General features: G+C 47.9%; 9 protein-coding genes. 5 read left to right on the forward strand and 4 right to left on the reverse strand.

Annotation, left to right across the window (positions count from 1 at the left end; genetic code table 11):
- Positions 1-27: 27 nt before the first annotated feature.
- Together FHS56_RS06095 and FHS56_RS06100 are read left to right on the forward strand one after the other, a co-directional pair.
- A complete protein-coding gene (locus FHS56_RS06095; RefSeq protein ID WP_166919016.1) occupies positions 28-1,842 on the forward strand; it encodes a T9SS type A sorting domain-containing protein in 1,815 nt (604 codons plus the stop codon).
- A 12-nt stretch (positions 1,843-1,854) separates the two neighbouring features.
- The gene (locus FHS56_RS06100; protein ID WP_166919017.1) at positions 1,855-2,358 is read left to right on the forward strand and encodes a SixA phosphatase family protein; all 504 of its coding nucleotides are present in this window, start codon (positions 1,855-1,857) and stop codon (positions 2,356-2,358) included.
- Between the two features lie 179 nt (positions 2,359-2,537).
- Here FHS56_RS06100 and FHS56_RS06105 read toward each other — a convergent pair whose 3' ends face one another.
- Complete coding sequence (locus FHS56_RS06105) at positions 2,538-6,830, reverse strand: choice-of-anchor D domain-containing protein (RefSeq protein ID WP_166919018.1); 4,293 nt, start codon at positions 6,828-6,830, stop codon at positions 2,538-2,540.
- 210 nt (positions 6,831-7,040) lie between these two features.
- Here FHS56_RS06105 and FHS56_RS06110 point away from each other — a divergent pair, with 210 nt between their 5' ends.
- The 3 genes from FHS56_RS06110 to FHS56_RS06120 all read left to right on the forward strand — a co-directional run bounded on the left by FHS56_RS06110 (position 7,041) and on the right by FHS56_RS06120 (position 10,420).
- The gene (locus tag FHS56_RS06110) at positions 7,041-8,489 is read left to right on the forward strand and encodes a trypsin-like peptidase domain-containing protein (protein ID WP_166919019.1); all 1,449 of its coding nucleotides are present in this window, start codon (positions 7,041-7,043) and stop codon (positions 8,487-8,489) included.
- Between the two features lie 210 nt (positions 8,490-8,699).
- Positions 8,700-9,824, forward strand: a complete 1,125-nt coding sequence (locus tag FHS56_RS06115) for a hypothetical protein (protein WP_166919020.1) — start codon at positions 8,700-8,702, stop codon at positions 9,822-9,824.
- A gap of 17 nt (positions 9,825-9,841) precedes the next feature.
- Positions 9,842-10,420 (forward strand): DUF350 domain-containing protein, encoded by a 579-nt coding sequence (locus tag FHS56_RS06120; RefSeq protein ID WP_166919021.1) that lies wholly within the window; start codon positions 9,842-9,844, stop codon positions 10,418-10,420.
- A gap of 95 nt (positions 10,421-10,515) precedes the next feature.
- Here the strand turns inward: FHS56_RS06120 and FHS56_RS06125 are convergent, their stop codons facing one another.
- The 3 genes from FHS56_RS06125 to FHS56_RS06135 all read right to left on the reverse strand — a co-directional run bounded on the left by FHS56_RS06125 (position 10,516) and on the right by FHS56_RS06135 (position 15,055).
- Entirely contained in the window at positions 10,516-11,256 is a 741-nt protein-coding gene (locus FHS56_RS06125) for a DUF1573 domain-containing protein (protein ID WP_243844167.1), read from the reverse strand.
- Positions 11,257-11,321: 65 nt separating this feature from the next.
- Complete coding sequence (locus FHS56_RS06130) at positions 11,322-12,581, reverse strand: 3-phosphoshikimate 1-carboxyvinyltransferase (protein WP_166919023.1); 1,260 nt, start codon at positions 12,579-12,581, stop codon at positions 11,322-11,324.
- 71 nt (positions 12,582-12,652) lie between these two features.
- The gene (locus tag FHS56_RS06135) at positions 12,653-15,055 is read right to left on the reverse strand and encodes an endonuclease MutS2 (protein ID WP_166919024.1); all 2,403 of its coding nucleotides are present in this window, start codon (positions 15,053-15,055) and stop codon (positions 12,653-12,655) included.
- Between the last annotated feature and the right edge of the window lie 172 nt (positions 15,056-15,227).

A 15,227-nucleotide genomic window follows, 5' to 3' on the forward strand; every position in this document is an offset into this window, starting at 1 on the left:
AAATCCACTTTATTTGACTCTACGCTTATGCTCCGTTTGAGCCTTTTGCTTTGTGCCTGTTTATGTGGTTCACGGCTATTTGCCCAATGGGTAGTGGTACCCTACCACCATGCCACCAACAAGCCGCCTACCGCCGCCAAGATGGTATTGTCTCTCCCTTTCTGGGACGACTTCTCGTATTATGATTATCGCCCACAAGCCGATGGGCAACACTGGGTTGCCCCACACGTGCTGGTAAACAACCACTTGAGCATAGCCCCACCAAGCAAAGGGGTAGCTACCCTCGATGCCTTCCGCAACGACGGCTCCACCTATAACATAAGTGCTCCTACCCTTAAAGGCTACTCCGATACCCTGCAAAGCCTTGCCATCGACCTAAGCAGCTACAACGCCGGCAGCGGGTTATACCTCAGCTTCTTCTGGCAAGCAGGGGGCTTGGGTGAAGCTCCTGACCCAGAAGACTTTATAGTATTGCAGTTCATGGACAATAGCGGCAACTGGCAAGAAGTATGGCGGCAAACCGGTGAAAATATCGATACCACCACCTTCACACAAACCCTGATAGCCATTGACCAAAGCCATTTTCTGCACGCTAACTTTCGCTTTCAATTCATCCGCTACGGCAGACTCACAGGCACCTTCGACCACTGGCACCTCGATTACATATATCTGAACAGCGGACGCAATGCCAGCGACGTGTACTACCGCGACATCACTACTATCAACTCTCCCCTGCGCTATTTTTCCGACTTCAGCGCTATTCCCCTGCACCACCTAAATAGTAGCTTTGCCACCGCCTCCAAAATAGGCACCCGTTTGCGTAATCTGGACAACAACTTTCGAGCACTAAGCTACCAATGCCGCGTGTATGACAGCCAAAACAATGTGCTGCTTTCGCTGCCTGTAACGGCAATAGCGCCTAATGCGCCGCTTATTTTTCCCGGCGACGACTTCCGTTTGGAAGCTACCCCAACTCTTTTTACACCCCCTGCCACCCCCACTACAGTACGCTATTGTTTTGAGGTGAACACCAGCGACGATAACACGAGTATTCCTCCCTATGACCTGCGCGTCAATGACACCATCTGTGGCAAAACCGTACTAGCGGATTACTATGCCTATGATGACGGCAGCTTTGAATATGTGGCAGGCATCAATCAGCGTTTTGGCAAATTGGGCGTTCGCTTTGTGCTGCCCGATGGCTTGCAGGCTCAACTCACAGCCGTCGATATTTTGTTTGTGCCCTACAAAAAAAGCCTGACAGGGCAAAGCTTTGTGCTTTGGATAGCTAAAAGGCTGCGCAAGCCCGGCACCGAAGATAATATGCTTTTTCAAAAAGCCTATCCCATAACATACCCTTCGCAGTATGGACAGGTAGTCCGCTTTCCCGTAGATATTCACGCAACAGTGATAGTCAGTGATACTTTTTACGTGGGCATACAACAAACCACCGATGATTTTTTGGCGATAGCCTTTGACAAACACTTGGATAGTCGAGAGCATATTTTTGCCAATGTGTTCGGTGTATGGGAGCAAAACCCGGATATACGGGGCAGTCTCTTTATTCGTCCGGTATTTTCGCCCAATCCTGTAACTTCATTGCCTGCGCCCCCCCCTGCTACACTGCGGTTACATCCCAACCCTGCCACCGAACAGGTAAGCATAGAGGGGCTTCAAGCGCCCATACGCACTTACCAGCTAAGCGACCTGCAAGGCAGGGTACTCCACTGCCCTCTTCAAGGCAATCGACTTGATATAAGCCATCTGCCGCCAGGGATGTACGTCTTAAAGCTGGTGCTGAACAACGAACAACAACACATTCTTAAACTTATCAAACAATAGTCGCTTCGCCCTATGAAGTATCTGTACATTATCCGTCATGCAAAGTCTTCTTGGGAAGAGCCTCTTTTGCCCGACTTTCAGCGCCCTCTGAAAAAAAGAGGGATGCGCGATGCCAAATTTATGGGCAAGTGGTTGAAAAAAAACAAACATGTACCAGAAGTAATCGTAAGCAGTCCGGCAATACGTGCCCGCCAGACCGCCGAACTACTTGCCGACGCCATGAACCTTCCCCTTACAGCCCTGCACTTCGACGATTCGGTCTATGATGCCCAACTTGCTGATTTGTTTAGCATTGTTACTCGCCAAGAAGCTAAAATCAACGCTATGGCTCTCATAGGGCACAATCCTGCATTGACCGATTTTGCTAATCTGCTTACACAAAATGTGCACCTGCAAAACCTACCCACTTGTGGCATTTGGGCAGTGCAATTCAGAGTAAAACGCTGGGAAGATATACAAGAAGACAGCGGGCAATTTTTGTTTTTTGAGTACCCAAAAAAGCACTACGATAAATAGAGCGCCTCGTACCACAAAACCAGCACTTGTTACAAGCCAGATAAAAGCCCTAAAGGCAGCCTTCATTGCTATAAGGCATCCATCACTGTGTAAAACCAAGCCAATTTTCTAAAAGCGTATGACAAAGAAAAAGCCCTTACTGCATAGTAAGGGCTTCCTATTGCCGCTCATGGCTTGCCTTATTCTTTGATTAGTTTTAGGCTATGTTGCTGCATTCCTTCTTGCAGCAGCAAAATGTAAGTGCCAGCAGGCAACGAATTTAAAACATTTTGCATGCTTGTTTCCACACTTTGGGCAAAACCTCGCCACTCACCCATCAGCTGTCCGTAAGCGTTTAGTAAGCGCAAAGAGACAACGGCGTTGGCAGGCATGCCTTTTATATTCAGCTTAACACCCCGTGGCAGAGGGTTGGGATATACAGCCCAAGCCACAGCCTTGCCTTCCACGTAGCGTATGGGAGTGTATTTGGTGCTGCCGTCGGCGGCAATAGCCACTATGCGGTAATAAGCGCCTGCACCCAAATCGGCATCTATCCAATGATACTGCGACACCCCTGCTTTAGCCTCCACATGCCCCATCGTTTCAAAATGCAGGGCATCGCCTACCGATTTCTCGACAGCAAACATGCGCAGGTCTTCTACTTTACCCACTTCCCACTCCAATACAGCTGCACTTTGCTCGCGATAAGCATCGAAGCGTACCCACTCAACCGGCAAAGGATTGAAAGAGGAAGTAGAGGCTAAGGTGAAGGGGCTGAAAGAAGCCACCTGCGAAGCGGTAGTTACCGTACGACTTGTGGTGTTCACACTGCCTCCTTCATCGAACCATTGTGAGCCAGTCCAGTGTGCTACGCGCAAGTCTGTTTCTTTCCCCGGCGTAATGCCACAGCTGCGTGTATCTTCGTAAGAAAGCGTTACCTCAACGGCAGAAGTCCCCGCCGTACGTTCAAGCATCCAGAACTCACAATTGCTCACGTGGTCCAATGTAGGCACTTTCTGATTGATGTCATAATAAGGTGCCGGCGATTCATGACGATACAGAGCGGTGAAGTGGTCAGTAGTTGCTCCAGGTGCAGATATACTCAAGGGGGCATAGTAGCCGCCATCTCCTACGGGAAAAGTGAAGGAGTCGTCGCCTTCTTTACGTACCCAGCCTGCCACGTGGCTGTTATCTTTGGCGCCAACAGCCAGTGCATTGTCGGCAAACTCTACCCGAGGACTATAAGTAGTGGACGTGCGGTCCTGATTGGCATGAATCACTCCATTTTGGAATACCATCGATTGTGTTACCCGCAAATTGGTGCTATTGAGCAATAAGCCCGCAGGGTTATCTACATACACTTTATAGAAGCTTTCACTACCAGCTGTGCTGTATAGCTGCTGTGGCGCATTGCCTTGCCAGTAAACACTGCCCTCACCTGCATCAAAAGCGGTAGCCCCTGCTTGGTTGTTCCAATTGCCGGCAAGTAACAGAGTGCCATCCGGAGTGCCGGCAATACCGTCGTTCATATCCAAGCGCCCCCCAGTACCAATCGTTATGTTTCCATATACCCGCAAAACGTTGGCAGGCGCCCCCTCAAGACGTACAGCCCTTGAAGTGATGTTCAAATTGCGGCAACGTGCTGTATCGGCATAAATGTCGGAATAAGTAGCGGCAGCACTGATAACTAAATCATGGGGTGCCGAAGCACTCACAGTTACATCTACGGTTTCATCCGGTACGCGCCGCGTTTGCCAATTACGACAGTTAAACCAATTGCTGTCATATGCACCAGTCCACAAACCGTCGGTGCCGGGTCCGGTTACTGTAAAAATATTTCCACATACGGAAGAAGAGATATCATCATTACTAGTGCCATTACCTTGAGTCCAGTTGGTCGCATAGTCCAAGATGGCAGCTATCAAATCAGGCTGGTTGCCGGTGGTAGGTCCACTATAATAGCCATAATAATTGATAGGAATGCCAATACTTTGAATGGCAAAACATTCAATAGCAGGCGGAATACGCGATCGGCGCTTGGCACTGCCATTGGGCAGGTTACTCAAGTCGTCGCTTATGCTGTACCAGTTGCCTCCCGCCTGAATGCCCGAAAGCACCCGCCCATTGAAGGTATAATAACTCCCATGACAAACCCACGTTCCTTGCATCAGGAAAATTGCGTCGGAGTTACTAGTAGAGATATTGACATAAAGAGGCATATTGCCACATCCTCCATTTATGGAAGAAACTGTAAAGGCACTCGTAGAAGCCCCGTTGATGCTGAAGTTTGTCGCATAACCATTATTCGGCAAATCCATACAAATTACTGAGCCAGCAGACAAGGTAGAAGCACCATTATAGGTAATACGGTAAGTTGAGATATTGCTTCCGGCAGTGCCGTTGCAATCGAACCAGCGTCCCGAGCGCACATTTGCAGGGTCGCCTATTTCATACACGGCATTGGCAAGTACAAAAGAGGTACCGGGTAGGATGTCCACCAAAGTCACTATAGATAGACGGTCAGTTGGAGCGTTGCTTATAGAATTATCGTAGCCTACAATCATCAAATCACCGGGCTGCAGTATGGTTTGGTTGTAAATGTTGAAGGCTGCACTATTGGCGGCACTCAAGCCCGCTGCTGTTGCCTGCAATGTAAGCCCCGTACCCGGCAGTGTATGCACGATGTTGTTGAAAACAGCCACCCCATTGTTTGCAGCTACTATTTGAGGAGCGGGCGACATGCTGCCCGTAGAGTTCAGCGTAATGTTGCCTGTGTAATCCAAGTCCACATTGCCATACACATCCTGGGCACGCACTTGCACATAAGGCGTCATCACATCTTCGATGCCTGTATTGGAAGGCTGCTGCGCAAAAAACAATGCTGTTGCCACCACCTCTATGCGGTTGTTGTCGCCGGCAATAGAAGTTTGAGCGCCCCCTGCATTCCCGGCAGCAAAGAGCGAGGAATTAGACGCTGCCGTTGCCGAAAGCACCGTCAAGCGTATTTGTTGGTTATCGGTTACCGTAGTGCTAAAACTCACGATTACACGAAAAGTCTTGCTGCCATTGTCCGGAGCGGTCAGATTCAAGCCGCTAAAATTAGCAAAATTACAAGAGGGGGTTATTTCGGCAATTTCGGTATTGCCATCATAAATCGCCATACGACGAATAGATGCACAGCCCTGCACTGCGAAGTTGATGCTCTGCAAGATGGTAGGTTGATTGTCGTTGTCGGCGCTGCCCCCTCCATCACGAATCACGAAACGCGCGATTTCAATGGCATTGGTGCCGATGCCTGCCGCCGTGATATCCGTTGCCTGATAATTTATGTAAGGAATGTTGACCGGATAAGTAAAAGCAGGGTCAGCAATGATGTCGGATTGAGTGGAATAACTGCTGCCGGTTCCCTGTATGGCAAACGTATAAGGGTTCTCATCGGGGTCATCATTGGCAATGCTTATGGTAGCGCTGCGTGTGCCCGAAGCCGAGGGCGTAAAGGTAATCTGAAAAGAGGTGCTGCTGCCGGGCGCAATGGTTGTGGAAGGCAGCGCAGCCACAGAAAAGTCTGATGCATGAGGTCCGCTAATACTCACCAAAGGTGAGCCGGTCAAATTCAAATCCATACTACCGGTATTGTGAATAGTGAAGGTGAGAGTTTTGCTGCCAAAACCAGCCTCCACAGCACCAAAATTGGTATTGTCGGCAGTGGAGGGGGTGGCATCACCCGAGGCAATGCTGATGCCGTTGCCACGTACGTCTATTTCTGGTCCGAAGAAGAGCGCCGATACACTGATGTCGTCCAAGCCGAATTCGTCGCGGTTGCCAGAACCGCTAACATCATTCACTGTCCAGCGCAGGTAATAATAAGCCCCCGGTGCTATATTCAGTCCGCTGAGGGTGGTGCTGCGCATGACGGTCTGCCATGCAGGCACTTCATCTTCTGTTCCCGGCGAGACGTAGTTTAAAGCGGATACTTGTGTGTAAGTTACATCATCTGCCGAGTGTGCAAAATTGAAAGAATTTACCCTCGATTGGTCATTATAGACTTTAATTTCATAGGCTATGCTCAACTCTATGATAGGGGTGCTACCTGTGTTCTGAATGCGCAGGGTAAAAGAACCGGGTTTAAACTCACTCCCTGTGGGCTGCACGCCCAAACAATAATCGCCTGGTGCAGTTTGAAAGGCATAAATCCCACCAGTTCCTACGCCACCGTTGCTTGTGCCCCGGGCAAAGGTTCCAGTCGTTGCAGTGCCTCCAAAATTGAGGCTTGTACTATTTGATTTGACTGCCCAAGCGTCGGAATCAAGCTGCCCGCTAGCCGGTGTCGGACTAAAACCACTGCCGCTAAATTGCCCATTATTTACACCACTCAGCGTAGCATCGAAGGTAATCGTCTGCGCCGGTACGCTGTTGCTGAGCGAAAGCTGCGCATAACTCCATGTACATGCAATCAGTGTGAGGATAAGTATTAAGCCTAATGGTTTGTTCATGTTTTCATACTTTTCGTCTCTGCAAATTTATTCCCTGATAGGCAAAAAAGTAAGGCTATTTTTACTTTTTAACAAAAGCTTAACATTCAGGGGTTTATTTGTTTCGACAAGTAGCACCACACACTCGACTAAGAGGTCGATTGGCTCTGCCAAGGAACTCTGTAAATAAAATTGTACTTTTGTAAAGGAACTCTTAACTCTGGTTCAAACATGAAAAAAGTCATTGGAAATATCGCCATTGCGTTGCTTGCCGGCATGGGCGGCAGCTTCCTTTATACTCATTATTTTTTCACCCCTGCACAAAACTTGGTGGAAAGTAATACAGCAACCAACCCCACACAGACGGTTGTTTACCAAGCACGCTACGACAGCAACGGACAAAGCAGCCTGCCGCTCAAAGACGATGCTTTCGTGCAAGCTTCGGCTCTGGCTACTCCGTCGGTTGTTTATATCAAAACCTACTACGAAGGACGGCAAGCGGTCGATTATTGGGATTGGTTTTTCGGTTATGGCGGGCAAAGCAACATAGAGCTGAGCTCGGGCTCGGGCATCATCGTTTCGCCCGATGGCTATATTCTGACCAACAACCATGTAATAGACGATGCGCAACGCATTGAAGTCATCCATGGCAAAAATAGTTACGTAGCACGTCTGGTGGGCACCGACGCCTCTACCGACTTGGCAGTATTGAAAGTAGAAGCCCAAAACCTACCGGCTATTCGCTGGGGGCGCTCCTCCGAAGTACAAATAGGCGAATGGGTACTTGCCGTGGGCAACCCTTTCAATTTGACCTCTACGGTTACTGCGGGCATTGTCAGTGCCAAAGGGCGGCGTTTACACCTCAACAAAGGGCAATTCCCTATTGAATCGTTCATACAAACAGATGCTCCCATCAACCCGGGCAACAGTGGGGGCGCTTTGGTAAATCTGCGTGGTGAGCTCATCGGGGTCAATACTGCCATCTTGTCGAAACACGGCTCTTATGTGGGTTATGGTTTTGCAGTCCCTTCCGATATTGCCAAACGAGTGTATGAAGACCTGCGGCGCTACGGCATCGTACAAAAGGCAGTATTGGGCGTAGAGGCTGAAGAAATCACCCCCGAGCTGGTAAAGAAACTGAATTTAAAGCATACCGAAGGAGCAGCAGTGGTAGATGTATGGAAAGGCACTCCCGCTGAAAGTATAGGCTTGGAAGTAGGCGACATCATCACGCAAATAAACGATACCCCCATTCGTAGCTTGGCAGACTACGAAGAGACCATCAACCTGCTGTCGCCGGGCGACCAAGTGAAACTGTATTTCCGCCGCGGTAACCAACGCTATGAGAAAAGCACCCAGTTGGTCAATATAGACGGCAAGCCTACGGTTTACAAACCTTATGTTTATCAATCCACCAAACTGAAAGCAGTTTTTGAAGCTATCCCCTCTCTTGAAAGAAAACGTTACGGTATTCCCAACGGCGTGAAGATTAAAGAACTTCAAGGAGGTCTATTCTACCATTTGGGACTAAAAGAAGGTACCATCATTGTGCGCATCAACAACATAGAAATAGAAAAGCCCGAAGAAGTAGAAAAGGTAATTGAGCGCGTTGCTGGCGGCATTGTCATGGACATCATCACTCCAGAAGGCGTGCCCTATCGCGTACAATTCCGCTATTGATGCCCAAAAGTAAAAGTTATCTTTCATTGTGCAGGCAGCAAGCGAAGGCTATGCTGCCTATTTTTTTGCAAACTCCTCCCACGCTTAAGATGCTAAGAAGCCTGTATCCAACAAATCTTAAGTAGTTTTTTGCCGATTTTCTTTGTGCCATGATGAAATTCTACCTATTTTTTGATATACTTGTCTTAGTCGTAAAAACTTTAAGGCTTTATGGGGCTATTTAAGGCAATATTCAGTTTTTTCAAATGGACCTTGATTCTCACGCTCACACTCTTTGGTTTAGTTATCGCTGCAGGCATAGTCGCTGTTTACTATGAAGACTACCTCAGAGAGGAAGTGATGAACATAAATCAACAAAGCGCTTCACAAGAAGAAGAGGTAGTAAAGGAAGAAGATTTCATTCTCAAAGACACGGAATCAAATAAAGAAAATGAAGACAAGTCCTTAGAAACGAGTAAAGAACAAGCATCCCCACAGAAGTCGCGCCCGCCGGCACCGCCCGATGAAGATGCCCGTTCACGTCTCGACAAGAGCGAAAAAAGCAGCACACGCTCCGATGCCAAAAAAGAAGGAAGCTTAGCCCCTCCACCACCTCGCTTCAGCCCGCTAAAAGGTCAAACTGTATTCAAATCAGATGCTGAGCCTCCATGGTATCATTTTCGCTTTTCCTACCAAGACATCATGGAAAACCTCTATATGTGGGAGTGGCTGCTGCGTCAAGCCGATGTGGACCGCAGTCTGAACGCTTATGGATTACCTCGTGATTTTTTCCAAAATTATTATGACGAAGAAGAAACTGACATGATTCTAAAAAAAGGTTTTTTCCGCTACGATAAAGACGGCTACATCTGTACAGATTACAACGCAGTATTGAATTATTATCACCGCTTTACAGAGCCCTTGTATGTGATACTAAAAAATAAAGTAGGCGCCGAAGCACCGCTTACCGACTACATAGAAGAGCTGTTGCGTTTCTGCCAAGACATACCCTACAAACGCCCAGGCGATTATTACAAAGGAAAGTACATATGGGATTTTTACACGCCCGTACACATCATGCTCGAACGCAAGGGCGATTGCGACAGTAAGTCTGTGCTTTTTGCCAGTGTGCTCATGCATGACCGCCGCTTCCGGGATAAGATAGTCTATATTACTGTTTCGGGGCACTTACTCTTAGGCATTGAAGGTGAGCCCAACCCCTACCAAGACTGGGTAGAGTTTCAGGGAAAAAAATACATTGTGTGTGACCCGGTAGGTCCGGCACATACTGCATTCGGCGTTTCGGCATGGGACTACGGACCGGTACTCAATATAGAAAAAGCATCCTTGTATTAACTCAAACCAATTTTGTTATGAACCAGCAACTTGTATTCGTCGCTCTTTACGAAACGACTCTATCTCTTCTCTTTGGCTTGCTTACGCTCTACTGGGCGCTTAAGATTGTGGACAAACTCATTTTAAAACAAGACTCTTTGCGCAGCATTCAAGAGGGCAACTTGGCGTTAGCCATCTTCAAAGGGGCGTTAGTATTGTCTATTTTCCTTATGACACAAAATAGCATAGAACCTTCGGTACAAGCACTAAAAGTAATGGTACTAAGCAGCAACAAGCTCAAAGCTGGCATGTTGCTCATTGCCTTTGCCTATTTCATTGTGTTTTATTTAGTGTCGCTGGTCGGCTCGCTCTTGCTCATACTCATCAGTCTGAACGTGTATGTTACAGCTACGAAAGACATTGAAGAGCTGCAAGAAATAAAGAATAAAAATGTGGCAGTATCGGTGCTGCTGTCCTTTGTCATTGTGGGCATTACCATATTCATCCGCCCTGCCTTCGACAACCTCATTACCAGCTTTGTCGATTTCAGCGGGCTCACCCGCTACGAGCAGCCAGAGAGCAACCGCACAGCCCCTACCCCTCGTATCCGTCCATGAAACAAACGATAAGGTATCCATATGGAATCAGCCCGGTGGGTTTTCTTTCTTCTCCCACCGGGCTTATTTTATCAGCAATCCCAAACACAAAAGCACTAAAAACCCAATGGGTTGCTTTTATTTTCTTTAAGCGGAGTATCGCCCACCACCTCAGCCATGATTAACAAGGAATGAAAGGGCTGCTTGCCGTCGTTGGTTTGCAACTGAATATAATCTTGTACCTGTTTACCAGTCTTTTTAGGTGTGTAAACAAACTCAATGGCGGTTGTTTCTCCCGGCTCTATCGTCTTTTTAGCTAAGGTGTAATCAATACAGGAGCACGAAGTACTTACTCGGTATATTTCCAAGGTTTTCTTTCCATTGTTTCGTAAGATAAAACTGCCCTTTACCGACTGTCCTGCCTGCAGGCTACCTGCCTGCCACACGGTTTTGTCGAATTGCAAATCTGGGGCATCGGGATTGGTTTTGGCTTGTGTTTTGGGGTGCACATAGCCTTTGATAAGCAGCGTTTTGATAGGCTCGCTGGCGTTGCTGTGGATGGTGATGCTCTTGGTAAAAGCACCGGGGCGCCCCAAGCTGTTGTAAGCTACCTTGATAACTCCTTTGTTGCCAGGCAATACTGGCTCTTTGGTATAGTAAGGCGTGGTGCAACCACACGAAGCCGATACGCTCTGCAAAATGATGGGCTGGTTGCCTACGTTCGTAAACACAAACTCGTAAGTAGCCACGGTACCTTCGTCTATGTTTCCGAAATCGTGAATTTCTTTATTGAATTCGAATTTGCCCTGTGCCCATAACAAAGGTGCACACAAAAGCAAAAGCAGTATTGATGACAACCTTTTGCACATTTTTTTTCTCATAACCATCTGCTCTTTCTTTTTAAAAGAACCTGAATCCCATTTTATTGGTTCGTAAATTCCAATTTAAAGCCTGCTTTTTGCAGGTCCTCCCAAAAGTGGGGATAAGATTTTTTCACTACTTCGGGGTCGTTGATTTTCACTTTACCCAGCTTCAATGCCAGCGGTGCAAAAGCCATAGCCATACGGTGGTCCTTGTAGGTATCAAAGACAGGCATTGTGCCAGCGTTCCGCTTCGATACCTTGACCAATTTCCACTCTCCGTTGTGTTTTTCATCGAGCCAATAGCCCAGAGACATCAATTCGTTTTGCAAGGCACGGATGCGGTCGGTCTCTTTCACTCTCAACGACTCCAAACCATAGGCTTCCAATTCAATGCCTTTGGCAGCAGCCAAAACAACGAAGGTTTGTGCCAAATCTGGATTGTCGATAAAATCTATTTCCAGCTCACCTAACTCATCGGTTTTGGTTAGTACTGCCCCTTGTGGGGTAAAGGTAGTATATACGCCCATAGGACGCATCAGCTCAACCAATCGTCTGTCGCCTTGCCATGAGTTATCGGTAAGCCCGTTCAAAGTGATATGAGCAAAAGGTGCCAAAGCGGCAATGCTATACCAATAACCGGCTGCCGACCAGTCGGGTTCTACAGTATAATCACGCAGGGCATACTCCTGTGGCTCTACTTTAATGACATCGCCTTTCCATTCGGTCTTTACTCCAAAATATTCCATCAAACGCAGGGTCATCTCTACATAAGAGCGCGAGCGCAGAAAACCCTCAATATGGATTTCCAAACCATGTGGCAAGGTAGGTGCTACCATCAACAAAGCCGACAGGAATTGACTGCTCACCCCAGACGACAGCGTAACCTTTGGGTAACGTTGCACGAACCCCCTTATTTTGATAGGTGGATATCCTGGGCGCTTCATGTACTCTATTTGTGCCCCCAATTGGTTAAGGGCATCGACCAAGTCCCCAATAGGACGCTCTTGCATACGGTAAGTACCCGTCAAAATCACCGACAAATTATTGACAGCGCAGTAGGCAGTCATGAAGCGCATGACAGTGCCGGCATCTTCCACATCCAAAATAGCCCCCTCTTTGGCTTCTTGCAGCAAGCGCTGCATTACTAAGGTATCGTTGGCAGTGGAAAGGTTATGAAAAGTGTAGCCGCTTTGTTTTTTCTGCTTCTGAGCCAATGCCTCTATCAGCAGCAAGCGGTTGCTCAGGCTTTTCGAGGCGGGTAGGTTTATATCTACACGTATTTCTTTTTGTTCAGGTTTGTTTACAATGACACTTTTCATGGGCAAAACTACACTACTTTGGTGTAAAATACGAAAAACTATAATAGGCAAACGGGAATTGTTCCGATAAATTATGCCATTTTCACGATGGTGACCCCATCGCCACCACGTTCTATGTGTTCATCGCCAAAAGAAAGCACTTGCGGATAGCGGCGCAGCTCCTCGCGCACCAGTTTGCGCAAGATGCCATCGCCCTTGCCATGCACAATGCGCAGCTCTTTGGCACCCACCAAGATGGCTTCATCCAGCCACCTGCTCAGTTGCTGAATGGCTTCTTCGCCCCGCATGCCTCGCAGGTCTATCTGATGAGAAAAGTTTTTGAATTTCTCATGCAGCGCCTCCTCATAGCGTACGCCCCCTTTGGTGTGCTTCATTTGCTGTTTGGCTTGGCGGCGGCTAATGCGCTCCAAACGATTGAGTTTCACCTCAGAGGTGAGCTGCCCAATGAGGATGCGCGCATCTTTTCCGGTGATTTCCACCACTTCACCAATGGTTTCGGGGGCATCTTTCAGACGTACCCAGTCACCCACTTGAATCTCGCCGCCTATGACTTCATAGTCTTCGGTGGTGTTGGTTGGCAGCTCTTCCACCTCCTTGAAGTTTTCTTTGAGCTGTTCTATTTCTTGGCGTATTTGTTTTGTTCTGTTTTGCTCGGCTTGGTGTTCGCGTATTTCCCGTACTGCCTGCTCTATCTTCCGATTTACGCCCTCAAGCAACTGCTTGGCTTCTTTTTTTGCCTGCCGAATGAATTCATTGCGTTTTTCCTGCAGCTCTGCCATTTTCTTCTCATATGCTTGTTGTTGCTGCTTTAAGCGGCGCATTTCCTCTTCCGTCTGTCGATACAACTGCTCGTAGCGCTTGCGCTCTTCAGCCAGCTCTTTGAGCAATTTGTCGTAAGTAAAAGCATCATCGCCCAATTTTTCTTTGGCGCGCTGCAATACACTTTTGGGCAGTCCTATTTTACGGGCAATTTCGAAGGCATAAGAGCTACCTGCCTGCCCAACCACCAGTTGATAGAGGGGCTCGAGTTTATCCAAGTCAAAACGCATAGCCGCATTCACCATACCGGGCATGCGGTCTGCCAAGCGCTTAAGGTTGCCATAGTGGGTATTCAGCACTCCATATGCGCCCCGCTCATACAAGGCTTCAAGAATAGCCTCAGCGATGGCGCCTCCCAATTGGGGTTCGGTGCCCGCCCCAAATTCATCGATAAGAAACAGGGTGCGCTCACGTGCATGCTGCAAGAAAAAGCGCATATTGCTCAGATGCGAGCTGTAAGTGCTCAGGTCGTTTTCAATGGACTGCTCGTCGCCTATGTCAATAAAAATATCTTCGAAAAAACCTACCGTAGAATGCTCACCGAGCGGGATGAGCAAACCACATTGCCACATATACTGCAAGAGACCAACCGTCTGCAGAGCTATAGACTTACCCCCTGCGTTGGGACCCGATATCACCATGATGCGCTGCGCTTCATCGAGGCGAATGGACAAAGGCACCACCGGCTTATTGTTTTCGCGGTGGGCATACCAAAGCAACGGATGCACTGCCTCCTGCCAATCCAGCTGCGGGCGGTCAACGAAGTTGGGCGCTGTGGCTCCCATCTCTATTGCCAATTTAGCTTTTGCCATCACGAAGTCAAGCTTGGCAATGACTTCAAGCCCTTGCAGAAAAGCAGGCAACTGCTCTCTAATTTGAGCGCTCACTTCTGACAGAATGCGGATGATTTCCCGCTTTTCTTCAAGCTCCAGCTCGCGTATGTCATTATTGATTTCTACCAGTTCTGCCGGCTCTATATAGACAGTTTGTCCAGTATTCGATTCGTCTTGAATGAAGCCTTTCAACTGCCGTTTGTTCTCTACCCGCACGGGAATGACAATGCGCCCGTTGCGTAGGGTAGGTTGTGAATCGTCGGGGGTGTATCCAAGGCTTTGAGCCCGCTGAAAGACTCGTTCCGCTTCCTTACGCAGTTTTTGCCGCAAGTTCAATAGCTCTTTACGTATTTCTGCCAACTGTGGCGAGGCATGGTCCTGCAGCTTACCTTGCTCGTTAAGGATGCGTTCTATGCGCCGTATCACATAATCATCTAAATGCAGTTGCTCAAAAAGACTTTTTAGTTCGGTGTATTGGTCGGGCGCTGTTTTGTCAAAGAAGCGCAGCACTTCCAACAAAGAGCCAAAAGTTTTTTTGAAGTCAAAGAGTTCTTCCTCCGTCAGGAATGCCCCTTCTATTTTCAGATGCCGCAAAGGGCTGCGCAAGTCCACATAGGTCTGCACCGGGAAACTGACTTCGTACTTGAGTATTTCGACCATTTCGGCAGTTTGGCGGGTCAGGCGTTCTACCAAACGAAAATTATTCGAGAAGCGCATATTACCTACCCATTCCCGCCCCAACTCACTACTACACAGCTCTTCTAAACGGTTTCTCAGTTTATCAAACCCAAGCTTTTGCTCAATCGTGTGCGGATAAATCATATTTATGATTCGCGTATTTTGAAAGTGGTCCAAATTTAGTCAAATTCAGTATAAAAGCAGAAAGGAGCTCCTCATAGAGAAGCCCCTTTACTTGTAGTCTCACGACTACAAACATCACTAAATCACTACAAATATACATTGTTACTACACAGAACTTGCCAATCATTCGACG

Source organism: Thermonema lapsum, from assembly GCF_011761635.1.
Taxonomy (GTDB): Bacteria; Bacteroidota; Bacteroidia; order Cytophagales; family Thermonemataceae; genus Thermonema; species Thermonema lapsum.

Bases quoted from the DNA above. Each gene is read 5' to 3' on its own strand.
- FHS56_RS06105 (WP_166919018.1), bottom strand. From the start codon at position 6,830: ATGAACAAACCATTAGGCTTAATACTTATCCTCACACTGATTGCATGT.
- FHS56_RS06095 (WP_166919016.1), top strand. From the start codon at position 28: ATGCTCCGTTTGAGCCTTTTGCTTTGTGCCTGTTTATGTGGTTCACGG.
- FHS56_RS06115 (WP_166919020.1), top strand. From the start codon at position 8,700: ATGGGGCTATTTAAGGCAATATTCAGTTTTTTCAAATGGACCTTGATT.
- FHS56_RS06120 (WP_166919021.1), top strand. From the start codon at position 9,842: ATGAACCAGCAACTTGTATTCGTCGCTCTTTACGAAACGACTCTATCT.
- FHS56_RS06110 (WP_166919019.1), top strand. From the start codon at position 7,041: ATGAAAAAAGTCATTGGAAATATCGCCATTGCGTTGCTTGCCGGCATG.
- FHS56_RS06130 (WP_166919023.1), bottom strand. From the start codon at position 12,581: ATGAAAAGTGTCATTGTAAACAAACCTGAACAAAAAGAAATACGTGTA.
- FHS56_RS06135 (WP_166919024.1), bottom strand. From the start codon at position 15,055: ATGATTTATCCGCACACGATTGAGCAAAAGCTTGGGTTTGATAAACTG.
- FHS56_RS06100 (WP_166919017.1), top strand. From the start codon at position 1,855: ATGAAGTATCTGTACATTATCCGTCATGCAAAGTCTTCTTGGGAAGAG.